The organism is Stutzerimonas sp. LR2, assembly GCF_055755175.1.
Genome location: NZ_JBVTRR010000003.1, coordinates 519,376 through 546,067, shown reverse-complemented (window position 1 = coordinate 546,067; position 26,692 = coordinate 519,376). Strand labels below are relative to the sequence as shown.

General features: G+C 65.0%; 25 protein-coding genes. 11 read left to right on the top strand and 14 right to left on the bottom strand.

Going from position 1 to position 26,692, the window contains the following annotated elements; genetic code table 11:
• From ACVRRC_RS13455 to der, 3 genes are all read left to right on the top strand, one after another.
• On the top strand, window positions 1-642 hold the full coding sequence (locus tag ACVRRC_RS13455) for a YfgM family protein (RefSeq protein ID WP_014597393.1): 642 nt from the start codon (window positions 1-3) through the stop codon (window positions 640-642).
• 3 nt (window positions 643-645) lie between these two features.
• Window positions 646-1,794, top strand: coding sequence for an outer membrane protein assembly factor BamB (gene bamB, locus ACVRRC_RS13450; protein ID WP_013983639.1), 1,149 nt, complete (start codon window positions 646-648; stop codon window positions 1,792-1,794).
• 102 nt (window positions 1,795-1,896) lie between these two features.
• Window positions 1,897-3,396, top strand: a complete 1,500-nt coding sequence (gene der, locus ACVRRC_RS13445) for a ribosome biogenesis GTPase Der (RefSeq protein WP_472997112.1) — start codon at window positions 1,897-1,899, stop codon at window positions 3,394-3,396.
• Window positions 3,397-3,480: 84 nt separating this feature from the next.
• Here the strand turns inward: der and cysE are convergent, their stop codons facing one another.
• Window positions 3,481-4,275 (bottom strand): serine O-acetyltransferase, encoded by a 795-nt coding sequence (cysE, locus tag ACVRRC_RS13440; protein ID WP_045632574.1) that lies wholly within the window; start codon window positions 4,273-4,275, stop codon window positions 3,481-3,483.
• Window positions 4,276-4,434: 159 nt separating this feature from the next.
• Here cysE and ACVRRC_RS13435 point away from each other — a divergent pair, with 159 nt between their 5' ends.
• Together ACVRRC_RS13435 and ACVRRC_RS13430 are read left to right on the top strand one after the other, a co-directional pair.
• Window positions 4,435-5,583: a pyridoxal phosphate-dependent aminotransferase gene (locus ACVRRC_RS13435; protein WP_472997111.1), complete on the top strand. Its 1,149-nt coding sequence runs from the start codon at window positions 4,435-4,437 to the stop codon at window positions 5,581-5,583.
• On the top strand, window positions 5,571-6,365 hold the full coding sequence (locus ACVRRC_RS13430) for an amidohydrolase (RefSeq protein ID WP_125842795.1): 795 nt from the start codon (window positions 5,571-5,573) through the stop codon (window positions 6,363-6,365). Before ACVRRC_RS13435 ends, ACVRRC_RS13430 begins: the two co-directional genes overlap by 13 nt.
• Here ACVRRC_RS13430 and ACVRRC_RS13425 read toward each other — a convergent pair.
• The 7 genes from ACVRRC_RS13425 to ACVRRC_RS13395 form a co-directional block, all read right to left on the bottom strand.
• The gene (locus ACVRRC_RS13425) at window positions 6,362-7,699 is read right to left on the bottom strand and encodes an APC family permease (protein WP_061374359.1); all 1,338 of its coding nucleotides are present in this window, start codon (window positions 7,697-7,699) and stop codon (window positions 6,362-6,364) included. The genes ACVRRC_RS13430 and ACVRRC_RS13425 overlap by 4 nt on opposite strands.
• Before the next feature lie 14 nt (window positions 7,700-7,713).
• Window positions 7,714-8,514: a 50S ribosomal protein L11 methyltransferase gene (locus ACVRRC_RS13420; RefSeq protein ID WP_125856591.1), complete on the bottom strand. Its 801-nt coding sequence runs from the start codon at window positions 8,512-8,514 to the stop codon at window positions 7,714-7,716.
• A 211-nt stretch (window positions 8,515-8,725) separates the two neighbouring features.
• Window positions 8,726-9,091, bottom strand: a complete 366-nt coding sequence (locus tag ACVRRC_RS13415) for a DUF2784 domain-containing protein (protein WP_011914116.1) — start codon at window positions 9,089-9,091, stop codon at window positions 8,726-8,728.
• Between the two features lie 4 nt (window positions 9,092-9,095).
• Complete coding sequence (locus ACVRRC_RS13410) at window positions 9,096-9,758, bottom strand: DUF2238 domain-containing protein (protein ID WP_207238679.1); 663 nt, start codon at window positions 9,756-9,758, stop codon at window positions 9,096-9,098.
• Window positions 9,759-9,792: 34 nt separating this feature from the next.
• The gene (locus ACVRRC_RS13405; RefSeq protein ID WP_218651033.1) at window positions 9,793-10,524 is read right to left on the bottom strand and encodes an endonuclease; all 732 of its coding nucleotides are present in this window, start codon (window positions 10,522-10,524) and stop codon (window positions 9,793-9,795) included.
• Between the two features lie 100 nt (window positions 10,525-10,624).
• Complete coding sequence (locus ACVRRC_RS13400) at window positions 10,625-11,482, bottom strand: carboxylate/amino acid/amine transporter (RefSeq protein ID WP_049325158.1); 858 nt, start codon at window positions 11,480-11,482, stop codon at window positions 10,625-10,627.
• A gap of 89 nt (window positions 11,483-11,571) precedes the next feature.
• Window positions 11,572-12,627, bottom strand: coding sequence for an NAD(P)-dependent alcohol dehydrogenase (locus ACVRRC_RS13395; protein ID WP_011914112.1), 1,056 nt, complete (start codon window positions 12,625-12,627; stop codon window positions 11,572-11,574).
• Here ACVRRC_RS13395 and ACVRRC_RS13390 point away from each other — a divergent pair.
• Window positions 12,626-12,754: a hypothetical protein gene (locus tag ACVRRC_RS13390; protein WP_472997110.1), complete on the top strand. Its 129-nt coding sequence runs from the start codon at window positions 12,626-12,628 to the stop codon at window positions 12,752-12,754. The genes ACVRRC_RS13395 and ACVRRC_RS13390 overlap by 2 nt on opposite strands.
• Before the next feature lie 121 nt (window positions 12,755-12,875).
• Here the strand turns inward: ACVRRC_RS13390 and leuA are convergent, their stop codons facing one another.
• Window positions 12,876-14,546, bottom strand: coding sequence for a 2-isopropylmalate synthase (gene leuA, locus ACVRRC_RS13385; protein ID WP_048329678.1), 1,671 nt, complete (start codon window positions 14,544-14,546; stop codon window positions 12,876-12,878).
• 315 nt (window positions 14,547-14,861) lie between these two features.
• Between leuA and ACVRRC_RS13380 the strand changes: the two genes are divergently transcribed.
• Entirely contained in the window at window positions 14,862-15,242 is a 381-nt protein-coding gene (locus ACVRRC_RS13380) for a DUF2946 domain-containing protein (RefSeq protein ID WP_014597383.1), read from the top strand.
• Between the two features lie 50 nt (window positions 15,243-15,292).
• Window positions 15,293-17,488, top strand: a complete 2,196-nt coding sequence (locus ACVRRC_RS13375) for a TonB-dependent copper receptor (RefSeq protein ID WP_236451497.1) — start codon at window positions 15,293-15,295, stop codon at window positions 17,486-17,488.
• A 167-nt stretch (window positions 17,489-17,655) separates the two neighbouring features.
• Here ACVRRC_RS13375 and ACVRRC_RS13370 read toward each other — a convergent pair whose 3' ends face one another.
• The 4 genes from ACVRRC_RS13370 to xseA form a co-directional block, all read right to left on the bottom strand.
• On the bottom strand, window positions 17,656-18,957 hold the full coding sequence (locus tag ACVRRC_RS13370) for a mechanosensitive ion channel family protein (RefSeq protein WP_017246435.1): 1,302 nt from the start codon (window positions 18,955-18,957) through the stop codon (window positions 17,656-17,658).
• Window positions 18,958-19,036: 79 nt separating this feature from the next.
• Window positions 19,037-19,579: a hydrolase gene (locus ACVRRC_RS13365; RefSeq protein ID WP_472997109.1), complete on the bottom strand. Its 543-nt coding sequence runs from the start codon at window positions 19,577-19,579 to the stop codon at window positions 19,037-19,039.
• 19 nt (window positions 19,580-19,598) lie between these two features.
• Window positions 19,599-20,423: a peptidoglycan DD-metalloendopeptidase family protein gene (locus tag ACVRRC_RS13360; RefSeq protein WP_472997108.1), complete on the bottom strand. Its 825-nt coding sequence runs from the start codon at window positions 20,421-20,423 to the stop codon at window positions 19,599-19,601.
• Window positions 20,424-20,516: 93 nt separating this feature from the next.
• Entirely contained in the window at window positions 20,517-21,893 is a 1,377-nt protein-coding gene (xseA, locus tag ACVRRC_RS13355; protein WP_014597380.1) for an exodeoxyribonuclease VII large subunit, read from the bottom strand.
• Window positions 21,894-22,025: 132 nt separating this feature from the next.
• Here xseA and ACVRRC_RS13350 point away from each other — a divergent pair, with 132 nt between their 5' ends.
• The 3 genes from ACVRRC_RS13350 (at window position 22,026) to guaA (ending at window position 25,870) form a co-directional block, all read left to right on the top strand.
• On the top strand, window positions 22,026-22,577 hold the full coding sequence (locus tag ACVRRC_RS13350) for a hypothetical protein (RefSeq protein ID WP_048329677.1): 552 nt from the start codon (window positions 22,026-22,028) through the stop codon (window positions 22,575-22,577).
• A 126-nt stretch (window positions 22,578-22,703) separates the two neighbouring features.
• Window positions 22,704-24,173, top strand: coding sequence for an IMP dehydrogenase (guaB, locus tag ACVRRC_RS13345; RefSeq protein WP_013983621.1), 1,470 nt, complete (start codon window positions 22,704-22,706; stop codon window positions 24,171-24,173).
• Window positions 24,174-24,289: 116 nt separating this feature from the next.
• Window positions 24,290-25,870 carry a glutamine-hydrolyzing GMP synthase gene (gene guaA, locus ACVRRC_RS13340; protein ID WP_011914102.1) on the top strand — a complete coding sequence of 527 codons (1,581 nt, stop codon included), beginning with the start codon at window positions 24,290-24,292 and terminating at the stop codon, window positions 25,868-25,870.
• Between the two features lie 80 nt (window positions 25,871-25,950).
• Here guaA and ACVRRC_RS13335 read toward each other — a convergent pair whose 3' ends face one another.
• On the bottom strand, window positions 25,951-26,691 hold the full coding sequence (locus tag ACVRRC_RS13335; protein WP_019406726.1) for an amino acid ABC transporter ATP-binding protein: 741 nt from the start codon (window positions 26,689-26,691) through the stop codon (window positions 25,951-25,953).
• Window position 26,692: the final 1 nt, after the last annotated feature.

The following is a 26,692-nucleotide window of genomic DNA, read 5'->3' as shown; positions in this document are numbered from 1 at the left end:
GTGACCTCGGGTACTGAAGAAGAACAACTGGCGCAGATCAAAGACTGGTGGCAGCGCAACGGCAAGCCGCTTGTGCTGGGTGCCGTGATCGCCCTGGTGTTGGTGTTCGGCTGGCAGTTCTGGCAGAAGCATCAGATCAATCAGGCGCAGAGCGCCTCGGTGGTTTATCAGCAACTGCTCGGCGCCGCCCTGGAATCCGGCGAGGCTGATGCCGCCGAAGTGTCGCGGCTGGGCAATCTGCTGAAGAAGGACTTTGCCGGTACGCACTATGCGCAGTACGGCAGCCTGTTTGTGGCCAAGGTGGCGGTGGAATCCGGCCGCCTGGACGAGGCCGCCAGCGAGCTGCGCGCCATCGTCGACAAGCCTGCGGACAAGACGCTGGACGAGCTGGCGCGCCAGCGTCTGGCACGTGTGCTGGCTGCGCAGGGCAAGGCCGACGAGGCGATCAAGCTGCTCGATGGCAAGGTGGATGCCGCCTTCGTAGCCAGCCGTGAGGAACTGCGCGGCGATCTGCTGGTGCAGCTCGGCCGTAACGACGAGGCGCACGCCGCTTACAGCAAGGCCAAGGAGTCGCTGTCCCAGGATGCGGCCATTGGCGGTCTGCAAATGAAACTGGATGATCTGGCCCGAGGGGAGGCGTAACCGATGCGCTGGAAGACTGCAGCATTGCTGACCCTGGCCGTACTGGCCGCAGGTTGCAGCAGCAATAGTTCCAAAGAGCCAGAGCCGGCGGAGCTGACCAAGTTCGATGCGGAGATCTCGCTGAAGAAGGAGTGGAGTCGTTCTATCGGCGAAGGGCAGGGCAAGACCTACAACCTGCTGACCCCGGTGGTCTATGGCGACCAGATCTATGCCGCAGACGTCGAAGGTCTGGTGGTGTCCATGGATCGGTTGACTGGCAAGGTCAACTGGAAGAAGAAGCTCGACAAGCCGGTTTCCGGTGCGGTGGGTGCCGGCTACGGCCTGGTGCTGATCGGCACCCTGCGCGGTGAAGTGCTGGCGCTGGATGTCAGCACCGGTGAAGAGCGCTGGCGCAGCCAGGTCAGCAGCGAAGTGCTGGCCGCCCCCGCCGTGAACGGCGATATCGTGCTGGTGCAGACCCAGGATGACCGGCTGATCGCTCTGGAGATCGACACCGGCGCACAACGCTGGAGCTACGAAAGCTCGCCGGCGGTGCTGACGTTGCGGGGTACCGGTGCACCGCTGCTGACCAATCAGCTGGCCATCGCCGGTCTGTCCAGTGGCAAGGTGATCGCGCTGGATACCCGTCGCGGCTTGCCTGTATGGGAGCAGCGGGTCGCCATCCCGCAGGGCCGGTCCGAACTGGAGCGGGTTGTGGACATCGACGGTGGGCTGCTGCTCTCCGGTGGCACCCTCTACGTGGCGACCTACCAGGGGCGCGCTGCGGCGCTGGAACTGGAGACCGGCCGCGTGCTCTGGCAGCGTGACGCGTCGAGCTACTCCGGTGTGGCGCTGGGCTACGGCAGTGTCTACCTGAGCCTGGCCGACGGTACTGTCGAGGGCATCGACGAGCGCTCCACCACTGCGCTGTGGCGCAACGAGTCGCTGGCGCGTCGTCAGCTGTCGGCTCCTGCCGTGTTGTCCAGCTACGTGGTGGTCGGTGATGTCGAGGGCTACCTGCACTTCCTGAGTCAGGTAGATGGCCGCTTCGTCGCCCGTGAGCGGGTCGACAGCTCCGGCGTCCGGGCTCGCCCGGTGGTCGAGGGCGACTGGCTGTATGCTTTCGGCAATGACGGCAAGCTGGTCGCACTGACGATTCGTCAGGCCGACTGACCGCCTGCTGGACCCGCGGCTCCGCCTGGCGGAGCCATGAATATTCGGCCGCTGCCCTGCAGCGGCCTTCGTGTTTTCTGAAATATCGCAGTGGAGAGCCGCATGGTTCCCGTAATCGCCCTGGTGGGTCGCCCGAATGTCGGCAAATCCACCCTGTTCAATCGCCTGACCAAGAGCCGCGATGCCATCGTCGCCGAGTACGCCGGGCTGACCCGCGATCGCCAGTACGGCGAGGCCAAGTGGCAGGGGCGCACCTACATCGTGATCGACACCGGTGGTATTTCCGGTGACGAGGAAGGCATCGATGCGAAGATGGCCGAGCAGTCGCTACAGGCCATCGAGGAAGCCGATGCCGTCCTGTTCATGGTCGACTCCCGCGCCGGGCTGACCGCGGCGGACCAGATGATCGGCGAACACCTGCGCAAGCGGAACAAGCGTTGCTTCCTGGTGGCCAACAAGGTCGACAGCGTCGATCCGGATATCGCCCGTGCGGAATTCAGTCCGCTGGGCCTGGGTGATGCGCTGCCGATCGCTGCCGCCCACGGTCGTGGCATCAGCCACATGCTCGAGCAGGCGCTGGGCATTTTCCCCAAGGACAACGCCGACGAGAACGGGGAAGGCGAGGAGGGCGGGGAGCTCGCGGAAGGCGAGAAAGTGGTAGCCGAAGGCCAGGAGCCCAAGCGCATTCCGGGCCCGAGCGAGAAGGAAGGCATCAAGATCGCCATCATCGGGCGGCCCAACGTCGGCAAGTCGACGCTGGTCAACCGCATGCTCGGTGAAGAGCGGGTCATCGTCTACGATCAGGCCGGCACCACGCGCGACAGCATCTACATCCCCTTCGAGCGCGACGAGGAAAAGTACACCCTGATCGACACCGCCGGCGTACGTCGTCGCGGCAAGATCTTCGAGGCGGTGGAAAAGTTCTCGGTGGTCAAGACGCTGCAGGCGATCCAGGACGCCAACGTGGTGATCTTCGTCATGGATGCCCGCGAAGGTGTCGTCGAGCATGATCTCAACCTGCTGGGCTTCGTGCTGGAGACCGGTCGTGCGCTGGTCATCGCGCTGAACAAGTGGGACGGCATGGAGCAGGGCGAGAAGGACTACGTGAAGACGGAGCTTGAGCGCCGGCTGTTCTTCGTCGACTACGCCGATATCCATTTCATCTCAGCCAAGCATGGCACTGGCGTCGGGCACCTCTACAAGTCGGTGCAGGCCGCGTTCAAGTCGGCGATCACCCGCTGGCCGACCAGCCGCCTGACGCAGATCCTCGAGGACGCCGTGCGCGAGCACCAGCCGCCGATGGTCAATAGCCGGCGCATCAAGTTGCGCTATGCGCACCTGGGTGGCGCCAACCCGCCGCTGATCGTCATCCACGGCAACCAGGTCGATGCGGTGCCCAAGTCCTACACGCGCTACCTGGAGAACACCTATCGGCGTGTACTGAAGCTGGTCGGTACGCCGATCCGCATCGAGTACAAGGGCGGCGACAATCCCTACGAGGGCAAGAAGAACACGCTCACCGACCGCCAGGTCAACAAGAAGCGGCGTCTCATGTCCCACCACAAGAAGGCCGAGAAGAAGCGCCGCGACAAGAAGCGCTGATCGCGCATTTCTGCAAGCTTGGGAACTGGGCGGGTGTTTCCTCCCGTTCCCGCTGTCGGCCCCACGTGTGGGCTCGGTGATGCCTCAGCTGTCGCCGTCGAACGACTGGTCCATGTCCAGGGCCGGTCGTGCGTGGCGCGGTTTGCCGACCTGGCGGGCTGGGTTGCCGACCACGGTGGTATGCGGCGCAACGGGGTGCAGCACGATGCTGCCGGCACCCACCTTGGCCCCCTCGCCAATCTCGATGTTGCCGAGAATCTTCGCGCCCGCGCCGATCATCACGCCGCTGCGAACCTTCGGATGACGGTCGCCACCTTCCTTGCCCGTCCCGCCCAGGGTCACGCCCTGCAGAATCGACACATCGTCGCCGACCACGGCCGTCTCGCCGATGACGATTCCGGTGCCATGGTCGAGCATGATGCCGCTGCCGATACGGCTGGCCGGATTGATGTCGATGCCGAGGCGTTCGTTGCAGCGTGCCTGGATGTACATCGCCAGCAGGCGCTCGCTGCGACCGTGCAGCTGATGCCCGATGCGGTACGCCTGCAGCGCCAGAAAGCCTTTGGAGAACAGGAAGACCTCCAGTGCACTGTCGAATGCGGGGTCGCGGCTGACGATCGCCTGCAGGTCGCAGCAGGCCGTCTCGGCCAGCGCAGGCAGCTGGTGGTGCAGCCCGGCGAAGCGATCGGTCAGGGTGTGGCTCTGTTCGATGCTGTCGGCCAGGGCGTGGCCGATGCGGTGGGCGAGCGCGCCACCGAAGTCCGGCTGATCGAGGATGGTCTGGCGGACGATCGTGGCCAGGGTCGGCTCGGTGTCCAGGGCACGTTGCGCCTGTGCGCGCAGCTCGCTCCACAGGTCGCTGACGGAAAGGTTCGACATGGCAGTTCCTTGAGGGTCGATGACGGGTTGGCCATTGACTGAACTGTAGCAGCCTGAACAGGCTGTCGGCCGGCGCGTCTCGTATCGGGTCGCGCTCATCGGCTATCCTGTCGGCCTTCGCTGCCGACTCTCAAACGGCAGGCCTGTCGGACGATCGTCATGCTCACCAGTAAATTGCCCAATGTCGGCACGACCATCTTCACCACCATGTCTCAGCTCGCTGCCGACACCGGTGCCTTGAATCTCTCCCAGGGCTTTCCCGACTTCGATGGCCCCGAGGCGTTGCGCGAAGCCCTTACGCGGCACGTCATGGCGGGCCACAACCAGTACGCCCCGATGGCCGGCCTGCCGGCGCTGCGCGAGCAGGTGGCGGCCAAGGTGGCCGGCCTGTACGGACGGCAGGTGGACGTCGCCAGCGAAATCACCATCACCCCTGGCGCCACCCAGGCGATCTTCTGCGCGATCCAGGCGGTGGTCCGCCCAGGCGACGAGGTGATCGTTTTCGATCCCTGCTACGACAGTTACGAGCCGTCCGTGCAACTGGCCGGGGGCACCTGTATCCACCAGCAGCTGAGCCTGCCGGACTTCCGGATCGACTGGCAGCGCCTGGCCGACGCCGTAACCCCGCGCACGCGGATGATCGTGCTCAACACCCCGCACAATCCCAGCGGCGCGTTGATCGATGGTGGCGATCTGGATCGACTGGCAGCACTGATCCGCGAGCGCGACATCTACCTGCTCAGCGACGAGGTTTACGAGCACCTGGTCTTCGACGGCCGGGAGCACGCCAGCGTGCTGCGTCACGAGGAGCTGTATCAGCGTGCCTTTGTCGTCAGCTCGTTCGGCAAGACCTATCACGTCACCGGCTGGAAGACCGGTTACGTGGTGGCGCCGGCGTCGCTCAGCAGCGAACTGCGCAAGGTGCATCAGTACGTCAGCTTTACCGGCGTCACGCCACTGCAATGGGCACTGGCTGACTTCATGGCGGCGCATCCGGAGCACATCTCCGAGCTGCCAGCGTTCTATCAGGCCAAGCGCGATCTGTTCTGCGACCTGCTGGCTGGCTCCCGCTTCCGCTTCACCCGCGCCGCTGGCACCTACTTCCAGCTGGCCGATTACTCGGCGATCCGCCCCGACCTCGACGACGTCGCCATGGCCGAATGGCTGACCCGCGAGCACGGTGTGGCGAGCATTCCGATCTCGGTGTTCTACCAGGATGCGCCGGCCAATCTCAGGCTGGTGCGCTTCTGCTTTGCCAAACGAGAGGAGACGCTGCGTCAGGCAGCGGAACGACTATGCGCGATCTGAACAACCTGCCCGATCTCGAACTGGCCCTGCTCCAGACCACGCTGGTCTGGCAGGATGCCGATGCCAACCGCGAGCGCTTCGCCGGGCTGCTCGACCAGGCCCGCGGTGCCGATCTGATCGTCCTGCCGGAGATGTTCACCACCGGTTTTTCCATGGACTCGGCAGCCCTGGCCGAGCCGGAAGAGGGCGCGACCTATGCCTGGCTGCGCGGCCAGGCGGCGCGGCTGGATGCGGTCGTCACCGGCAGCGTGATCATCGAGGCCGCCGACGGCAGCCATCGCAACCGCCTGCTCTGGGCGCGTCCCGATGGTGAGGTGTTGCATTACGACAAGCGCCACCTGTTCCGCATGGCCGGTGAGCACAAGCACTACACGCCAGGCCTACAACAGGCCTTGTTCGAGGTGAACGGCTGGCGGGTGCGTCCGCTGATCTGCTACGACCTGCGCTTCCCGGTGTGGAGTCGCGATCCGCACGGCACCGATCTGCTGCTCTACACGGCCAACTGGCCGGCGGCGCGCCGCGATGCCTGGAACCGCCTGCTGCCGGCGCGTGCCATCGAAAACCTCTGCTACGTGGCGGCGGTCAATCGGGTCGGCGAGGACGGCAAGGGCTACCCCTATAGCGGTGACAGCCAGGTGCTCGACTTCAAGGGCGATACGCTGCTCGATGCCGGTGATCGCGATGGCGTGTTCCGCTGTTCCCTGCGCGCCCGTGACCTGGCGGCATTCCGCGAGCGCTTCCCGGCGTACCACGACGGCGACGAGTTCGAGCTGAAGCTCTAGGGCTCGACGCCCGAGGTTGCGCTCACCGCAGCCGGGCTGCGCACCAGCAGAAGCGGCAGGCCGAAGGCAAGGACCAGCAGCCCCAGCAGCGCGCCCGGTCCCGCGTAGAGCGTGCTGGAGACGAACAGGCCCAGGCAGCTGCTGGCGAACAGCAGCGGTAGCCAGGGGTACCAGGGCACGCGGAATGGCCGTGGCGCCGAGGCCTCCAGCCGGCGCAGTCGCAGCAGCGAGAGCGCCGTCATGCACATGAAGAACCAGAATACCGGCGCGGTGTAGGCGACCATCGCCTGCACGCCGCTCTGGCTCAGCGCGCCGAACAGGATCAGCAGCAGGGTGATCGCCGCCTGTACCAGCAATGCCCGCACGGGCGTCGAGCCACGCTCGTTCCAGGCCGCGAGCCGATGCAGCCGCGGCACGTCCCGGCCCAGCGCGTAATACACCCGTGCTCCGGTGAGGATCGTCGCGTTGAGCGTGCTAAGGGCGGTAAAGCAGATCAGCAGGCTCAACCCCTGAGCCGCCCAGCTCCCGGCGACGATCTCCATCAGATCGGCACCGATCGCGTCCGACTGGCTGAGCGCCTGCAGACCGAATATCTGCAGCAATGCCAGGTTGGTCAGCAAATAGAGGGTGGTCACCAGCAGCGTGCCGAGCAGCAGTACGCGGCCCATGTTGCGCGCCGGGTTGCGCAGCTCGCCCGACAGGTAGGCGGTTTCGTTCCAGCCTCCGTAGGTCAGCAGCACGAAGACCATGCCCATGCCCAGCATGCCGAGGCCTCCGTCGCGCGGCTCGATCGCGGCCGGCGAGCTGGGGCCGCTGGAAAGCAGGCCGGCGAGCATCACGCCGATGACGGCGACTAGGGTGAGGCTGCTCAGGGCGATTTGGACGCGTTTGGACTCGCGCGTGCCGCACACGTTGAGCGTGGTCAGCAATGCCACCGAGAGCAGGGCGTGCAGCGTGCCGCCGTGGTCGCCCAGGGGCATCAGCCGTTGCGCGTAGTCGCCGTAGATGAAGGCCACCGCGGCGATAGCGCCGGTCTGGATCACGGTACCGCGGGCCCAGGCGAACATCAGGCCGAAACGGCGACCCCAGGCCAGCCGCAGGTAGTGGTACTCGCCGCCCTCGTCGGGGAAGCTCGCGCCCAGCTCCGCGTAGCACAGCGCGCCGACCAGCATCAGCGCGCCTCCGGCCAGCCAGAGGGCGATATACAGCGTCCCGCTGTCGGCATGCTGGGCTACCAGGGGCGGGAAGCCGAAGATGCCGACGCCCACCACCACGCCGACCAGCACGGCTACGCCATCGACCACCGAGAGGTCGCCGCTGTGCCGCGAGCGCATCTGGCTACTCATATTCAGCTACGCCGCGCGCTCCAGCCGGAGGCGACTCCTTCACCTTGCAGCGGGTTGATACGGTCGCCTTCCACCTTGCCCACGTAGTCCATGCCGCCCACGTTGAAGTGGAACACGTCGCCTTCGAGGCTACCGGTCACGCTGTTGTGCAGCCCCCCGGAACGCGCGACGCCGAGCACCTGCTGGAACTGCTGCTGCAGCTCGAGGGTGAAGCGGCCGTCCGCTGTTTCGACTTCCCAGCGCCCGTCGACCTTGGCCGGAACCACCCACAGGTAGACGTAGCTGCCGCCGACGTAGTCGGTGCGATCGGCCGGCCAATCGTTCATGTCGAAAGCGTGCGATACCACCCGTGTGCCAGGCTTGAGCGTATCGAGGATGACCGGGCGCAAGCGCATGTTGATCCGCGGCAGCAGATACATGGTCACTACGGTAGCCTCGGCAATGTCCTTCTTGAACAGGTCGCCCTGCTCGAAGCTGACCTTGTCGGCAACCCCCGCCGCCTCGGCATTGGCCTTGGCCTCGCGGATGCGTTCCGGGTCGAGGTCGATGCCCAGCGCCGAGTCGGCGCCGCGATCGCGGACCGCGGCGATGGCGATGCGGCCATCACCGGAGCCGAGGTCGATGACGGTATCGCCGGCCTTCACATCGGCCATCGCCAGCATCCGCGCCACGACGCGATCGGGCGTCGGCACGTACGGAACATCAAGCTCCGGCGCAAGCTGCGCGTGAGCGGGAAGCAGTGCGGTCAGCAGCAAGGCCAGGACTGCAAGCGACGCCGGACGGCGGGCGATGGCGAGCGACATGGGTGATCCCCTTGGTTCGGCCCGTTGGGCTTGGGTGGACGTTAATGTCCGGACCCACGGCTGCTCGCAAGGTTCTCGCCGCCGGTTGATGGAATGCTCGGCGAGGCTCGCTCGCTGCCTCCCAGGCCGCGTGGCACGGGCGTTGCCCTCGAACCGCCGGCTTGTAACGCGATGTGAAGGATATGCCTGCCTGTTCCGGCTCCCGTCCGGGTCACCTGTGGCGTAGCCGCCACAGCAGCCAGCCATAGATCAGCAGATTGGTCAGCACCACTACGGCGGCCAGCACGTACTGCACCGGCGTACTCAGCCAGTCGGGGTAGATCAGCGGCAGCAGGTAATGCTCGATGAAGCCCGCCTCGTAGCCTTCGTTGCCGGCCAGCCGCCGCAGCAGGTTTTCCCAATAGGTCAGCGGGCAGGCGCCGCCGCTCAGTTCGATATAGATACCCCAGGCTACGGCCGGAAGATGCAGCAGCAAAAAACCGCGTCTCCAGGCCACCAGCAGACCGCCGAACAGCACGAAAAGGATGAAGCTCAGGTGCAACAGCAGTACGGCGTCGGCACCGATCCGATAGAGCATGGCGTCAGCCCGCCGCGCCAGTACGCTGCAGATGCTCGATCTGCCGGTCCTGCGTGCCCGCCAGCAGGCTGACCGACAGTAGCGCACCGAGCAGCGCCATGAGCATGTCGGACTGGGTATCCCAGGGATCGCCCTGGGTGCCGAGGAAGTCCACGGCGCCCTGTCCCGCCAGCAGCGCCACCCACCACTCGATCAGCTCATAGAAGGCGCTGAATGCCAGCGCGACGCAGACCGCGAGAAAGCCCAGCATCTTCCCCGGCACGACGAAGCGCAGGCGCAACAGGATTTCCCGGGCGAGCAGGGCCGGCGTCACGCCCTGGATGAAATGCCCGAGCTTGTCGTAGGGGTTGCGGCTGAGGTCGAACCATTCCTGCACCCAGAAACCCGCCGGTACCCTGGCATAGGTATAGGTGCCGCCGAGAATCAGGATCAGTGCGTGAATGGCGATCACGACGTAGAGCAGGCGGGTCAGCGGAAACGACCGATGACTGAGCAGCAGCACCGGCGCGGCGATCAGCACCGGTGCGACCTCCAGCAGCCAGGTGGCGCGGTCGTATGGCGCGATGGCCGAGGCGATCAGCGCCAGCAGCACGAGAGTGCCGAGCGTCAGGTGAAGCGTTCTGTCCTGCATCGAAGTTGCCAGCATGGCCCAACCAGCCGGCAGCATGCAGCGGCACCGGGCGGCGTGCAACCGACGCCGGTTAACCCTGGCCGTCGGTGCGTTTCGCTGAATGGGACAGCGCACGGTTGCAGCGCTGCAGATCGACTGCACCGACGAAGTCGTTGGCGTTGCCCTGTTCGCAGGCGATGCGCTGATTGCGCCAGCGCTCCCACTCGCTGACCGGGTACTGACGGTTCCAGATGTCGTACAGGCGCTGGTCCTGCTTCGACAGACGCAGTTTGTAGCGCTCGCTCATGTACAGATAGGTGCGGGCAATGGCGCCGCGGCTGTATTCGGGCGGCATCGCCGTACGCTGCTTGAAGTTGACCACGAAGGGGCAGGCGCCGTACTGGCTGGGCTTTTCGCTGAGCATGCCGAAGCCGAAGTTGCTGCGGTCGCCGTTCACCTCGCCGACCACCGGGACCAGGTTGTGCAGGTCGGCCTCCGCCCGACTGAACACCGGGTCGTTGGCCGTGCAGTGCTTGCGTCCGCCCTGTTGCCAGCATTGCCGCTGATGGCCGATCACCCAGGCCGGCACGATGTGCTCCCATTCGACCCGCGCGGCCCGCTTGGGCTGTTTGCGGGGAACGTAGCCGCAGCTGGCGAGATCGATGCGGTTGCCCTTGAACTGGCAGCCGCAATAGAAATCCACCGGGCGGTCGGCATAGATGGTCCAGGCCACCTTCTTGGCCTCGCGGAAGGTGCGAGGCGCATCGGCGCAGGCGCTGGAGGAAAACAGCAGGACGAGCAGTAGAAAGCTGAAGCGGCGCATGGAAATCTCGACGACTGAACGAGTTCCGCATCCATGCGAAGGGCCGGCATTCTACCGCTAAAGCTATGAAAAGCCATATAAAACAATAACTTGTGTGATGTCACCTGGCCTTCATCTGGCCCAGGCGATTGATCCGCAGCGAGGCGAGGATGATCGTCCCGCCCACCGCGAGCAGCACGAGGTTGGTGCTGGTGCCCCAGATCAGCAGGTTGAGCAGCAGGCCTACCGGCACCGACATGTTGTTCATCACCGCCAGCGTGCCGGCATCCACCAGCGTGGCGCCCTTGTTCCAGCAGAACTGGCCCAGGGCGGTGGCCAGTACGCCCATCCAGATCAGTACCGACCATTGTGTCGTTGTGGTCGGCAGCTTCTGCGCATCGCCGAACAGCAGCCACGCGGGCAGCACGATTACCAGCGCGCCAAGAAAGAAGTAGCCGAAGCGACGATGCAGCGGTACGTCGGAGGGGTAACGCTGCGCCAGATGCTTGTAGGCCACCTGGCCGGCAGCAAAGGTGAAGTTGGCCAGCTGCATGAGCAGGAAGCCGCCGAGAAAATCGCCGGAAACGCCGTCGTAACGGATAAGTCCGGCGCCGAACACCGCGACGGCCGCGGCGACCAGTGCCCAGGGGTTGAAGCGGCGGTTGAGCGCGTCATCGATCAGCGTCACGTGCAGCGGCGTGAGCACGGTGAAGAGCAGCACCTCGGCCACCGTCAGCACGTTGAAGCTCAGGTACAGGCACAGGTAGGTGACGCCGAACTGCAGCGCACCGACCAGGGTCACGCCGACGATGAAGCCGGGCGCGACACCGCGCCAGCGGGTAAATGGCAGGAACACCAGCCCGGCGAGAACTACCCGCGTTAGCACGGCGAAATAGCTGTCCACCTGGCCGGCCAGGTAAACGCCGATCAGGTTGAAGGAAAAGGCCCAGAGCAGGGTGACGAAGATCAGATAGCGCATGCCGCCTCCACGACGAAGGCGGGCGACCTTAGCGGCTGCGCATGAAAGAGGGAAGGGCTGGCGCGCCTGCGGGCTCGCCAGCCGAACGATCAGGCCGCCTTCAGGGTGGCCATGTCGATGACGAAACGGTACTTCACGTCGCTCTTGAGCATGCGCTCGTAGGCTTCGTTGATGTCCTGCATGCGGATCATCTCGATGTCCGAGACGATGCCGTGCTCGGCGCAGAAGTCGAGCATCTCCTGGGTCTCGGCGATGCCGCCAATCAACGAGCCGGCGATGCGGCGGCGCTTGAAGATCAGGCCGAACACGCTGGGCGACGGATGCGGCGCGGCTGGTGCTCCGACCAGCGTCATGGTGGCGTCGCGCTTGAGCAGGTTCACGAACGCATCGAGGTTATGCGGCGCGGCAACGGTGTTGAGGATGAAGTCGAAACTGTTGACGTGCGCCGCCATCTCCTCCTTGTTCTTCGATACCACCACTTCGGCGGCGCCGAGGCGCAGGGCATCTTCCCGCTTGTCCGGCGAGGTGGTGAACAGCACGACCTTCGCGCCCATGGCATTGGCGATCTTCACCGCCATATGGCCGAGTCCGCCAAGGCCGACCACGCCGACCTTCTGTCCCGGGCCGACCTTCCATTGGCGCAGCGGCGAGTAGGTGGTGATGCCGGCACAGAGCAGCGGCGCGACCGCGGCCAGGTTGTCGGTGTGGCTGATGCGTAGCACGTACTTCTCGTCCACCACGATGTTGTCCGAGTAGCCGCCGAGGGTGTTTTCGCCGCCGCCGAACGCCGGACCGTTGTAGGTGCCGACGAAACCGTTCTCGCAATACTGCTCCAGCCCTTCGCCACAGGACGAGCACGTGCGGCAGCTGTCGACCAGGCAGCCGACGCCGGCGACGTCGCCGACCTTGAATGCGCTCACGGCTGAACCGACTGCCGTCACACGGCCGACGATCTCGTGGCCGGGCACGGATGGGTAGAGCGTGTTGTTCCACTCGTTGCGTGCGGTATGCAGGTCCGAATGGCAGACACCGCAGTAGAGGATGTCGATCTTCACGTCATTCGGGCCCACCTCGCGGCGCGAAAACGAATAGGGTGCGAGCGGGCTGTTCGGGTCGAGGGCGGCGTAACCGAGGGTCTGGCTCATGACGGCTCCTTTGATGATCGGGGTTGCACAGGGCAAGCCTAATGGCGAGCGCATCGGCACCGTTTGCACAATCCTGTCGATGGCTTACGTGTTTCTGCTGATTGCCGAGGCTCGCGCTGCCGACTGAACTGGGAGAGCGTCGGGAGGGGACAGTTCAGCCGCATGTTGCTGCGGTGATGAGCTGCCATAAGAAAACGGGCGCCATCGAGGATGGCGCCCGTCGTCACGTCAGAACTGAGCGATCAGCCTCAGGCGGCTGCCTCCTGCGCTTCACGCAGCGCGCGGTTCATGGCGCTGAACAGGGCGCGAATGCTGGCGGTGGTGATGTTCTCGTCGATGCCGATACCGTGCAATGGCCGCTCACCATCCAGACGCACCTCGATATAGGCAGCGGCCTTGGCGTTGCTGCCAGCGCCGATGGCGTGTTCATGGTAGTCCATGATCTCCAGCTTGACCGGCAACGCGGCCACCAGTGCCTCCAGCGGACCCTTGCCGATGCCGCGCCAATGGACGACCTCGCCATCGGCAGCCACTTCCACATCCACCGCGCTGGTGCCGTTCTCTTCCTGCAGACGATGCCCCTTGAGCGTATAGGGCGCGGTTGCCTGCAGATACTCGGCTTCCAGCAGCGCATAGATCTGCTTGGCGCTCATTTCCAGGCCCAGCCGATCGGTCTCCTTCTGCACCACCTGGCTGAACTCGATCTGCATGCGCCGCGGCAGGCTGATGCCGTATTCCTGTTCGAGGAGGAATGTGATGCCACCTTTGCCGGACTGGCTGTTGACGCGAATCACGGCCTCGTAACTGCGACCGATGTCGGCCGGGTCGATCGGCAGATAGGGCACTTCCCAGAGGCCGTTCGGGTCCTGCTGGCTGAAGCCCTTGCGGATCGCATCCTGGTGCGAGCCGGAGAACGCGGTGTGCACCAGGTCGCCGACATAGGGATGGCGCGGATGCACCGGCAGCTGGTTGCATTCCTCCACCACCTTGCGCACGGCATCGATGTCCGAGAAGTCCAGCTGCGGGTCGACGCCCTGGGTGTACATGTTCAGCGCCACGGTGACCAGGTCGACGTTGCCGGTACGCTCGCCGTTGCCGAACAGGCAGCCTTCGACGCGATCGGCGCCGGCCATCAGGCCCAGCTCGGTGGCGGCCACACCGGTGCCGCGGTCGTTGTGGGTGTGCAGGCTTACCAGCACGCTGTCGCGACGGTCGATGTGCCGGCAGAACCACTCGATCTGGTCGGCATAGACATTCGGCGTGGCGGCTTCGACGGTGGCCGGCAGGTTGAGGATCAGCTTTTGTTCCGGCGTTGGCTGGAAGACCTCGATCACCGCGTTGCACACCTCGACGGCGAACTCCGGCTCGGTGGAACTGAAGATTTCCGGCGAATACTCGAAGCGCCAGTTGGTCTCCGGGTTCTGCTCGGCCAGGCGCTTGATGATCCTGCCTGCGTTCACGGCGATCTGGATCACGCCGGCCTTGTCCTGATTGAAGACGATGCGGCGGAAGCTCGGCGCGGTGGCGTTGTAGTAATGGACGATGGCCTGCTTGGCGCCTTTCAGCGACTCGAAGGTGCGGGTGATCAGATCCTCTCGCGCCTGGGTCAGTACCTGGATGGTGACGTCGTCGGGAATATGGCCGCCCTCGATCAGCTCGCGAACGAAGTCGAAATCGGTCTGCGAAGCGGAGGGGAAGCCCACCTCGATTTCCTTGAGGCCGACCTGCACCAGTGTCTTGAAGAAACGCATCTTCTTCGCGGCATCCATCGGTTCGATCAGCGACTGGTTGCCGTCGCGCAGATCGGAGCTCAGCCAGATCGGCGCCTGGGTGATGGCCTTCGACGGCCAGGTGCGATCGGGGATGTCGATGGCCGGGAAGGCACGGTATTTATTCGATGGATTCTTGAGCATGGTCATGGCGTTTCCCCAGGTGAAGCTCGAGCTAAGCAAGTTGTCTGCCCGGTGCGGACACCGGTTTATGGTGCAAAGCTATTGCTTCGTACGCGCGCATTGCAATACATCGAAAAAAATTGGTGATTTATTTCGATTATTTCGCTTGGTGAGCGTTTTATTTCTCTTGAAGGGGGAATCTTCGCGTTCAATTGCTCGCTCGGCTTGCGGCCTCTTGTCGCAGCGGTCGAGGCGCGGCGGACGTGCGATCATCCGGTCAACCCCGCAGGATCGGTTCGGGCGACTAAGGACATGGCGGTGACACGCAAACAGCTATCGACAATGAGCATCTGGCTTGGCCTGTTCGCCATGCTGATGATTCATGCCGGCCCGCTGTTCTCCGCCATCCAGGCCGCCCAAGCGGGCGTGCAACACCATCACCACGCCGAACACCAACCGTCCGCCCATGACCTTGGGCAGCGGCATCACGCCCAGGGGCATCATGGTCAGCCGCGCACGGGTGAGCCGGCCTGGCTGACCGCGCTGGAACTGTGCGGCTACTGCGAACTGCTGACGGTCAACCCGCCGCTCAGTCTGGCCCTGCAGTTGGTGCTGCCGCGCCACGAAGCCGACCATCTCCAGCCCCTTCCCGAACAACCGCTGCCGCCAGCGCTGCGACGCAGCAGTGGTCATCCACGCGCACCCCCGCTTCTGCACAGCTGACGTCATCGACCGCCCTTGGCGGTTCAATCACCTGCAGAAGTGGAAGTTCTATGTCCAGCATTACTCATGGCTGTACGGCGCGTGCGCGCCTGTCCGAGCGTTTTTCGATTCAACCGTCGCGGCGGCGGTGGCAGTTCGCCCACGCCGCCTTGCTGGGAATGCTCGCCAGCGGCGCCCTGGCCGCCGAGCATGATCATGCCGCCCACGGCGAGCCGGGCGACAGCGTCGAACTGGCGCCCATGGTCATCACCGGAGTTGCCCAGCAATCGCCATTGACGGTCGTCACCGACCCGAAGATCCCCCGCCAGCCGATGCCGGCCAGCGATGGCGCCGACTACCTGAAGACCATTCCCGGTTTCTCCGCGGTGCGTAACGGCGGGGTGAACGGCGATCCGGTGTTCCGCGGCATGTTCGGCTCGCGTCTGAAACTGCTCTCCAATGGCGGTGAAATGCTCGGCGCCTGCCCCAACCGCATGGATTCGCCGAGTTCCTATATCAGCCCGGATACCTTCGACAAGCTGACCGTCATCAAGGGCCCGCAGACCGTACTCTGGGGCCCTGGTGCCTCGGCGGCGACGGTGCTGTTCGAGCGCGAGCCGGAGCAGTTCAGCGAGCCCGACTACCGCATCAACGGCAGCCTGCTGACCGGTTCCAACGGGCGCTTCGACCGCAACCTGGACGCCGCTGCTGGCAACAGTCAGGGCTATGCACGGCTGATGGCCAACAGTTCCCAGGCCGACGACTACGCCGATGGCAACGGCGACACCGTGCCGTCGCGTTATGACAAGTGGAACACCGATGTCGCCCTGGGCTGGACGCCCGACGAAGACACGCTCGTCGAGTTCACCGCCGGCCGCGGCGACGGCTTCGCCCGTTATGCCGGGCGCGGCATGGACGGCAGCCAGTTCCAGCGCGAGAGCCTTGGCCTGCGTTTCGAGAAGACCAACATTGGCGAGACCTTCTATGGCCTGGAGGCACAGGTCTACTACAACTACGCCGATCACATCATGGACAACTACAGCCTGCGCGACTTCGTGCCGTCGATGATGATGCCCAACCCGACGCTGTCGCGCGTCGACCGTCGTACCCTGGGAGGCCGTCTGGTCGGCACCTGGCAGTGGACCGACGTCGAGCTCAAGGCCGGGGTCGACGCCCAGCGCAGTGAGCATCGCAAGGTGATGAACCCGGCTGGCGCCGCCAATCAGATGGTCAACGCCGCCGGCAGCGACGCCTTGCCCTGGGTGCCGGATGCGATGCTGCACAGCTACGGTGTGTTCGGTGAGCTGAGCTGGCAGCTCGGCGAGCGCGAGAAGCTGATCAGCGGGCTGCGCCTGGACCTGCATGAGGCGACCGACGAGCGCGCCTTTTTCCGTAGCCACGATCCTTCCAGCATGCCCATCGTCTCGCGCAACTGGGACAACCCCACTGCCGGCGAGACCCGTCGCGACACGCTGTACAGCGGGTTCGTACGCTACGAGGAAGAGTTGGTCAGCGTGCCGGCGACCTGGTATGCCGGCCTCGGCCATGCTGAACGCTTCCCCGACTACTGGGAGCTGTTCGTCTCCAACCCCGGCCCGGTGGGCACCGTACAGCCGTTCGACTCGGTACGCCCGGAAAAGACCACGCAGCTGGACGTCGGCCTGCAGTACGCCAGGGGGCCGCTGGAGGCCTGGGTTTCCGCCTATGCCGGGGTGGTCGAAGACTACATCCTGTTCAGCTATGTGCCAGGCGTGATGCCCGGCATGGTCCGCGCCGAAGTCAGCAATATCGACGCCACCATCGCCGGTGCCGAGATGGGTGCGAGCTACCGTTTCACCAGCAACTGGAAGGGTGACGCGAGCCTGGCCTACGCCTGGGGCAAGAACCGCAGCGATGACAGCGCAATGCCGCAGATTCCGCCATTGGAAGGGCGTCTTGGCCTGACCTACGAGCGCGACAACTGGAGCACCAGTGGCCTCTGGCGAGTCGTCGCTGCGCAGAACCGTGTTGCCGAGAGCCAGGGCACCGTGGTCGGCAAGGACTTCGACGAGAGCGCTGGCTTTGGTGTACTGGCGGTCAATGGCGCCTACCGGCTGAACAAGAACTTCAAGCTCAGCGCCGGCGTCGACAACCTGCTGGACAAGGCCTACAGCGAGCACCTCAATCTCGCCGGTAGTGCGGGTTTTGCCGATTACGGACTCGAACCCACCAGTCGTGTCAACGAGCCGGGCCGCACCTATTGGGCGCGGGTCGACATGAGCTTCTGAAGGAACTGACGACGGTAAAGGAGCGGGGCGTTCCCTCGCTCCGGACGTAGGTTGGCGCTGAGGCGCGGGGTTTGAAGGCGTGGCCCGCGGCGCTGGCGTCAGGGAGGACGCAATGGGCAGTGCTCAAGGCTGCGCCATCTGCTTCGTGCCTCAGCGCCAACCTACGATTAGCCGGTTCGATCGGCACCTGCGTCGAACGGAGGCGTTTGTGCCTCGGGCAATGCCGGCGTGCCGCGTTGCGTCAGCGATTCGCCCCAATTGCGCATGTCCGCACCGCTCGGATGTTGGAACACGCGCAGGCCGAATTCCGGCAGGATCGCCAGCAGGTGATCGAAGATGTCCGACTGGATCGCCTCGTACTGCGTCCATGCCACCGTATTGGTGAAGCAGTAGACCTCCAGCGGCAGGCCGTCCGCGGTCGGGCTCAGCTGCCGCACGATCAGCGTCATGTTCTGATGGATGCCGCCGTGGCTGCGCAGGTAGCGTTCGACGTACGCGCGGAAGCTGCCGATATTGGTGATGCGGCGCGTGTTCACCGGCTCCTTGCCGCGCTCGGCGAGCTTGGCGTTCCACTCCTCGATTTCCTTGGTCTTCTCGGTCAGGTACTCGTCCAGCAGGTTGAAGCGATGCAGGCGCTCGCATTCGTCGCGGCTGAGAAAATGCACGCTCTGCTGATCCAGATAGAGGCTGCGCTTGATGCGCCGTCCTCCGGATTCCTGCATGCCGCGCCAGTTCTTGAACGAGTCGGAAATGAAGCGCTTGGTGGGAATACTGGTGATGGTCTTGTCCCAGTTCTGCACCTTGACGGTGTGCAGGGCGATGTCGATCACGTCGCCGTCGGCATTGAGCTGCGGCATTTCCACCCAGTCGCCGACGCGGATCAGGTCGTTGGACGTGATCTGCACGCTGGCCACCAGCGACAGCAGGGTGTCCTGGAAGATCAGCATCAGCACCGCGGCCATGGCACCCAGACCGGAGAGCAGGATCAGCGGCGAGCGGTCGATCAGCGTGGCGATGATCAGGATCGTCGCGATGGCATAGACGACGATCTTTACCACCTGCAGGTAGCCCTTGATCGGGTGCAGGCGCGCATCCGGACGGCGCTGATAGATCAGGTTGATGATGTCCAGCACCGCGCCCAGGGCCAGTGCGATGGTCAGCACGATGAAGCCACCGCAGACGTTGCGCACCACGGTCACGGCGCCTTCCGGCAGGCCGGGGACCGTCGTGACGCCGATCGACAGCACCAGTGCCGGGACGATGTTCGACAGCCGTTTGATGACGCCGAAGTCCTGCAGCTTGTTCTCGCGGGTGTGCTGCAACAGGTGGTACAGGCCGCGGACGAGGATGCGCTTGACGATCCAGTTGGACAGCCAGGCGGCGAAGATCAGCGTGGCGCTGGCGAGCAGCGTCTGCAGTTCGGGGTGGGCTCTTAGCCAGTCCAGCCAGCCGGCCAGGTCGTCGGACATGGGGTTCTCCATCACAGAAGGTCGGGCGCGACCTCAGCAACGCACGGTGGTCGCGGCCCGTCGGTTCGCAGCGTCCGGCTCAGCGGATGAACTCGCGGCTGATGCTCTTGAACAGCTCGGTGCCGGCGCGTTCCATCCACTCGAAGGCGACCATCTCCCGCGAGACGATCTGCGCACCGGCCTGGCGCATGCGTTCCAGGGCCAGGGCCTTGTCGCTGGCGCGGCGTGAGCTGACGCCTTCTTCGACGACGAACACCTCGTTGCCGCGGGCACGCAGGTCGAGCACCGTCTGCAGCACGCAGACGTGGGTCTCGCAGCCGCAGACGACGAACTGGCGACGTTCACCACCGGGGCGCTTGAACAGCTCGCCGTCGCCAGCGGCGGAGAAGTCCAGCTTCTCGAGGATCGCACCGTCTTCCACGCCGTCGCGCAGCGTGGCGATGGTCTGGCCGAGGCCCTTGCTGTACTGCTCGGTCAGCAGTACCGGTACGCCGACCCGCTTGGCCACCTGTTGCAGCCAGGCGGTGTGTTCGGCCATCGCGGCGGCGTCCAGGATCACCGGAAACAGGCGCTCCTGGATGTCGACGATCAACAGGGTGGAATCCGTTGCCTTGATGCGCATCGCTGTGCTTCCTCGTGGTTCAGGGTTTGTAGGCGCCGATGAAGATCGCCGGATCGACACGGGCGTCGTTCAGGCTGACGTTCCAGTGCAGGTGCGGGCCGGTGGCACGGCCGGTCGCGCCGACCTTGCCGAGAACCTGGCCGCGCGCCAGCTGATCGCCGGCCTTCACGCCGATTTCGGACAGGTGACAGAACATGCTGATCAGCCCCTGACCGTGGTCGACGAACACGGTCTTGCCGTTGAAGAAATAGTCGCCGGTGAGTATGACCTGGCCGGCCGCCGGCGCCTTGATCGGCGTGCCGGTCTTGGCGGCGAAATCCAGGCCCGAGTGCGGGTTGCGCTCCTCGCCGTTGAAGAAACGGCGCAGGCCGAACGGCGAGGACAGCGGGCCGTCCACCGGGCGGTCGAACAACAGATTGCTCGGCTGGCGGGTGCTGAACTGCCGGTAGGCGCGGTTCTGCTCATCCAGTTCACGCTCGATGCGCTTGAGGTCCGCGGGGTTCGGGTTGACCTGGCGCTGGTTCTTCAGGGTGATGTGCTGCGCGCGATAGTCGCGGTTGCCAACCTGGAAGCTGGTGCTGCGGCCATCGACCTCCAGCTGCTGGGGGCCAGCCTTTGCCGACAGCGGGATGCCGACGATGGCGATCCAGCGCTCGCCATCCTCGCGCACCACCAGGGTCGGCTTGCCCTGATAGCGGGCCTGCGGTGCGCTGGGGCCGTTGCCGAGTTCGATCACGGCGACCCCGCCGGGCACCGGTTTGTTCAGCAGGCGGGTGATGAAGCCCTCGGCGTGGGCAGGCAATGCGAGGGAGAGGGCGAACAGCAGGGCGAAGACGCGATACATGGATGGGTCCGTTGCAGGAAACGGCCCATCCTCGCGTAAACCTCCGGCAAGAGAAAGGGCCAAGAATGTCAGTAGATTGCCGGCTCGGCTTGCTTAGAGCAGCGGCAGGGTGACCGGTTGCAGATGATTGTCTTCCACGCGTACGTCGAGCTCGCCGTCGCCGAGCCTGGCCTTGAGGCGCTGGCCGGGTTGCGTCTGGCTGGCGCTGCGGATCGCCTGGCCGCGGTCGTCGAGCAGGATGCTGTAGCCGCGGCTGAGCGTGGCCAGCGGGCTGACCACGTTGAGCGTCTGGGCCAGGCCCTGCAGCTGCTGGCGGCGGCCTTTAATATTGGCCTGCATCGCCCGCGGCAGGCGCGAGGACAGATGGTCGAGGCGCTGGCGCAGCAGATTCAGCGTGCGCCCCGGATGCTGCGCGGCCAGGCGTGTTTCCAGTCGGGCCAGGCGCTCCTGGCCACTGCACAGGCGGCGGTCCAGGGCCCGCAGCAGGCGCTGCTCCAGGTCATCGATACGCTGGGCCTGCTGCTGCAGACGCTCGCCGGGATGGCGCAGGCGGCGGGTCAGGCCGTCCAGGCGCATGGCGTCGCGGTGCAGGCGATCACGCATGCGCAGTACCAGCCGTTGCTGCAGGCCGTTCAGCCGCTGCTGCAGATCGGCACTGCTAGGCGCCAGCAGCTCTGCCGCCGCGGACGGCGTCGGGGCGCGCACATCGGCGACGAAGTCGGCGATGGACACATCGGTCTCATGGCCAACCGCGCAGACGATCGGCGTGACGCAGGCATCCACCGCACGCGCCACGGCTTCCTCGTTGAAGCACCAGAGATCTTCCAGCGAGCCGCCGCCGCGGGCGAGGATCAGGGCGTCGAAGCCCTGGGCGTCCGCCAGCTGCAGCGCACGGACGATCTGCCCTGTGGCTTCGCGGCCCTGCACGGCGGTGGGGATCAGCGTCAGCTCCACCTGCGGTGCGCGGCGGCGGAACACCGAGATGATGTCGCGGATCACTGCGCCGGTCGGTGAGCTGACGATGCCGATGCGCCGCGGATGGGCGGGCAGGGCGGCCTTGCGCTCGGCGGAGAACAGGCCTTCGGCGGCGAGCTTTTCCTTCAGCGCTTCGAAGGCCAGGCGCAGTGCGCCGTCGCCCGCCGGCTCCAGCATGTCGAGGATCAGCTGATAGTCGCCACGGCCTTCGAACAGCGAGACCTTGCCACGCACCCGCACCGCCAGGCCGTCGCGCAGTGCCTGACGGATGCGCGCGGCATTCTGGCGAAACAGGGCGCAACGCACCTGGGCGTTCCTGTCCTTGAGGGTGAAATAGACGTGGCCGGAGGCGGGGCGGGCGAGGTTGGAAATCTCGCCTTCGACCCAGACCTGGGCGAACACGTCCTCGAGCAACAGGCGGGCCCGACCGTTGAGCTGACTGACGGTCAGCACTTCGCGATCGAGATTGAGGCGCTGGAAGGGATCTTTGAGCATGGTGGAGATGATAAGCCGCGCGCGGTGCCAAGCGGAAACCGAATCTGCTTGGCGTCCGTCCAGCGGGTCTTGACCAGCCAACGGGCGGCGCTAAGCTGCGCGGCCTTTCTCCATCTCCGGTTTCGAGCCGTCATGAGCCACAGTCAAGCCATCATCGTGCCGCGCATTTCCACGTTCCCTGCGCACGAAGCCAAGGCGCGGATGATTCTGCGTTGGCTGGCCGAGCGGCGCATCGTCGAGTCGCTGCCGACCACCTGTGGCCGCGGTGTTGGCGGCATGGGCTACGCCATCGCTTCCGGCGCGCGCAGCGTCGTGCAGCATCCGGAGCGCTTGCCCTTTGGCGAGGCCATCAACGGCCTTGAGGTGGTCACCAAGCGCTGCATTTACACCCCGACGCAGGGCTTCGCCGAGGAAGCCGGTTGCCCCGAGTGTCGGCGTGAAATCGGCGAGGCGCTGTTCGAAAGCCTGGACGAGTGGATGCCGCGGCAGACCGACAACTTCACCTGCCCGGAATGCGGCCACGAGGACGACATCAACGGTTTCCTGTTCATCCCGGCGTGTGCATTCTCCAACCTGGGCTTCATCTTCAATGGCTGGGGCGAGGCCGGTTTCACTCAGGCGTTTCTCGACGAGTTCGCCGAGCGCCTGGGGTTTGCCGTGGCGCTGGTGATCGATCGGCCGTGACCAGTCGGTCACCCCGGCGAGGCTGTGCCTGTCGTCGTTCGTGCCGTCGCTCACATCCGCATTGAGCGCAAGGGGGTGCGTGGGTATAATGCCGCGCTTCCTTTTTCCCGCCTGGGAGCCCCCGCCATGCTGCGTATCAGCCAAGAAGCCCTGACTTTCGATGATGTTCTCCTGATCCCGGGATATTCCGAGGTTCTGCCGAAGGATGTCAGCCTCAAGACCCGCCTGACCCGCGAAATCGAGCTGAACATTCCGCTGGTTTCCGCTGCCATGGACACTGTTACCGAAGCCCGCCTGGCCATCGCCATGGCGCAGGAAGGTGGCATCGGCATCATCCACAAGAACATGAGCATCGAGCAGCAGGCCGCCGAGGTGCGCAAGGTCAAGCGCCACGAGACTGCCATCGTCCACGACCCGGTCACCGTCACCCCGGAAACCAAGATCAGCGAGCTGCTGCGCAAGGCCCATGAACTGGGCTTCTCCGGCTTCCCGGTGGTATCCGGCAAAGAGCTGGTGGGCATCGTCACCGGTCGTGACCTGCGCTTCACGCCGAACGCCGGTGATTCCGTCGCGGCGATCATGACGCCCAAGGAAAAGCTGGTCACCGTGCTCGAAGGCACCGGCCTGGAAGAAATCAAGACCGAACTCTACAAGCACCGCATCGAAAAGATGCTGGTGGTCGACGCCAACTTCCACCTGCGCGGCCTGGTGACCTTCCGTGATATCGAGAAGGCCAAGACCTACCCGCTGGCATCCAAGGACAGCCAGGGCCGCCTGCGCGTCGGCGCGGCAGTCGGTACCGGCGCCGACACCGGTGACCGCGTCGAGGCGCTGGCTGCGGCCGGCGTCGACGTGGTGGTGGTGGATACCGCCCATGGCCATTCCCGTGGCGTGATCGATCGCGTGCGCTGGGTGAAGGAGAACTTCCCGCAGGTGCAGGTGATCGGCGGCAACATCGCCACCGCCGAAGCCGCGCTGGACCTGGTCAAGGCTGGCGCCGACGCGGTCAAGGTCGGCATCGGTCCGGGCTCGATCTGCACCACCCGCATCGTCGCTGGCGTCGGCGTGCCGCAGATCTCCGCCATCGCCAACGTTTCCGCCGCGCTGGAAGGCACCGGCGTGCCGATGATCGCCGACGGCGGCATCCGCTTCTCCGGTGACCTGTCCAAGGCCATCGTCGCTGGTGCCAACGCAGTGATGATGGGTTCGATGTTCGCCGGTACCGAGGAAGCGCCGGGCGAGATCGAACTGTTCCAGGGCCGCTCCTACAAGGCCTACCGTGGGATGGGTTCGCTGGGAGCCATGTCCCAGGCCCAGGGCTCCTCGGACCGTTACTTCCAGGACTCGTCCGCCGGTGCCGAGAAACTGGTACCCGAGGGCATCGAGGGCCGTGTGCCGTACAAGGGTTCTCTGTCGGCGATCATCCATCAGCTGATGGGTGGCCTGCGTGCTTCCATGGGCTACACCGGCAGCGCCACCATCGACGAGATGCGCACCCGGCCGCAGTTCGTGCGCATCACCGGTGCCGGCATGGCCGAATCGCACGTGCACGACGTGCAGATCACCAAAGAGGCGCCGAACTACCGCGTCGGTTGATAAGCCTCGATTGACAGGCGCTGGAAGCTGGAAGGTGGAGACCGGACATTGCACGATCCGGTCTGCGCTTCCAGCTTTCGGCTTTCAGCTTCAAGCTCTTTCCGAAGGAAGGCTCCATGTCCCATCCTGACATCCACGCTCACCGCATTCTGATTCTCGACTTCGGTTCCCAGTACACCCAGCTGATCGCCCGCCGCGTGCGCGAGATCGGCGTGTACTGCGAGCTGCATCCGTGGGACATGAGCGAGGACGACATCCGTGCCTTCGCGCCACGCGGGATCATCCTCGCAGGCGGCCCTGAGTCCGTTCATGAAGCGGGCAGCCCGCGTGCACCGCAGGCGGTGTTCGACCTGGGCGTGCCGCTGTTCGGCATCTGCTACGGCATGCAGACCATGTCCGAGCAGCTCGGCGGCAAGGTGCAGGGCTCGGACGTGCGCGAGTTCGGCTATGCCCGCGTCGATCTGGTGGGCAAGTCCCGGCTGTTCGACGGCATCGAAGACCACATGGACGACGATGGCGTGTTCGGTCTCGACGTGTGGATGAGCCACGGTGACAAGGTCACCGAGATTCCGGCCGGCTTCCATATCCTGGCCAGCACCCCAAGCTGCCCGATCGCCGCCATGGGCGACGATGCCCGCGGCTATTACGGTGTGCAGTTCCACCCGGAAGTGACCCACACCCGCCAGGGCGGCCGCATCCTGTCGCGCTTCATCCTGGAAATCTGCGGCTGCGAAGCACTGTGGACCCCGTCGAACATCGTCGAGGACGCCATCGCCCAGGTGCGTGCCCAGGTCGGCGACGCCAACGTGCTGCTCGGCCTCTCCGGCGGTGTGGATTCGTCGGTGGTCGCGGCGCTGCTGCACAAGGCGATCGGCGACCAGCTGACCTGCGTATTCGTCGACAACGGCCTGCTGCGCCTGCACGAGGGTGACCAGGTGATGGCCATGTTCGCCGAGAACATGGGCGTCAAGGTGATCCGTGCCGATGCCGAGGCGCAGTTCCTAGGCAACCTCGAAGGCGAGGCGGACCCGGAGAAGAAGCGCAAGATCATCGGCCGTACCTTCATCGACGTGTTCGATGCCGAGGCCAGCAAACTGCCGAACATCCAGTTCCTCGCCCAGGGCACCATCTACCCCGACGTCATCGAGTCGGCAGGCGCCAAGAGCGGCAAGGCCCACGTGATCAAGTCGCACCACAACGTCGGTGGCCTGCCGGAAGAGATGAACCTCAAGCTGGTCGAGCCGCTGCGTGAGCTGTTCAAGGACGAAGTGCGCAAGATCGGCCTCGAACTCGGCCTGCCCTACGACATGGTCTACCGCCACCCGTTCCCGGGCCCGGGCCTGGGCGTGCGTATCCTCGGCGAGGTGAAGAAGGAATACGCCGACCTGCTGCGTCGCGCCGACGACATCTTCATCAGCGAACTGCGCAACGCCGACTGGTACCACAAGGTCAGCCAGGCCTTCGTAGTGTTCCAGCCGGTGAAGTCGGTCGGCGTGGTCGGCGACGGCCGCCGCTATGCCTGGGTCGTCGCGCTGCGCGCGGTGGAAACCATCGACTTCATGACCGCGCGCTGGGCGCACCTGCCATACGAGTTGCTGGAGAAGGTGTCCAACCGCATCATCAACGAAATCGAAGGCATTTCCCGCGTCACCTACGATGTGTCGAGCAAGCCGCCGGCCACGATCGAGTGGGAATGATTGCAGGGGCATGCGCCCTGGCGCTGATGAAGAACCCCGGCTAGCCGGGGTTCGTTGCATTGGGTCAGCTGACCGCAATCTCAGTGAATGATCTTTGACAGGAATTGCCGGGCTCGCTCGCTCTGAGGGTGGGCGAAGAAGCCTTCTGGTGCCGCGGTCTCAACAATCGCGCCAGCATCCATGAATACCACGCGGTCGGCGACCTGCCGGGCGAAGCCCATTTCATGGGTGACCACCAACATGGTCATGCCCGACTCGGCCAGCGCGACCATGGAGTCGAGCACTTCGCCGACCATCTCCGGATCGAGTGCAGATGTCGGCTCGTCGAATAGCATGATTCTGGGTTCCAGGCACAGCGCCCTGGCTATGGCGGCGCGCTGTTGCTGGCCGCCCGAAAGCTGCGCCGGATAACAGTCTGCCTTATCGGCGATGCGCAATTTCTCTAGCTGTTGCACGGCTCGCTCGCGCGCTGCACGCTTGTCCATGCCGAGCACGTGAATCGGCGCCAGAGCGCAGTTCTCGGCGATACTCAAGTGCGGGAACAGGTGGAAGTTCTGGAACACCATGCCCACGTGGTCACGTACGCGGGTGATGGTTGAGGGTGTGTCGTCGAGGGCGATGCCCGCCACTTCGAGTCGGCCGCGCTGGAAGGGCTCCAGCGAGTTGATGCAGCGGATCAGGGTCGACTTCCCCGAGCCGCTGGGGCCGCAGATCACTAGTCTTTCCCCAGGAGCGACCCGCAGGCTCACGTCGTTCAGGGCATGAAAGGCACCGTACCACTTGTTCAAGCCGTCTATCTCGATAATTGGGGCATCGGGCATG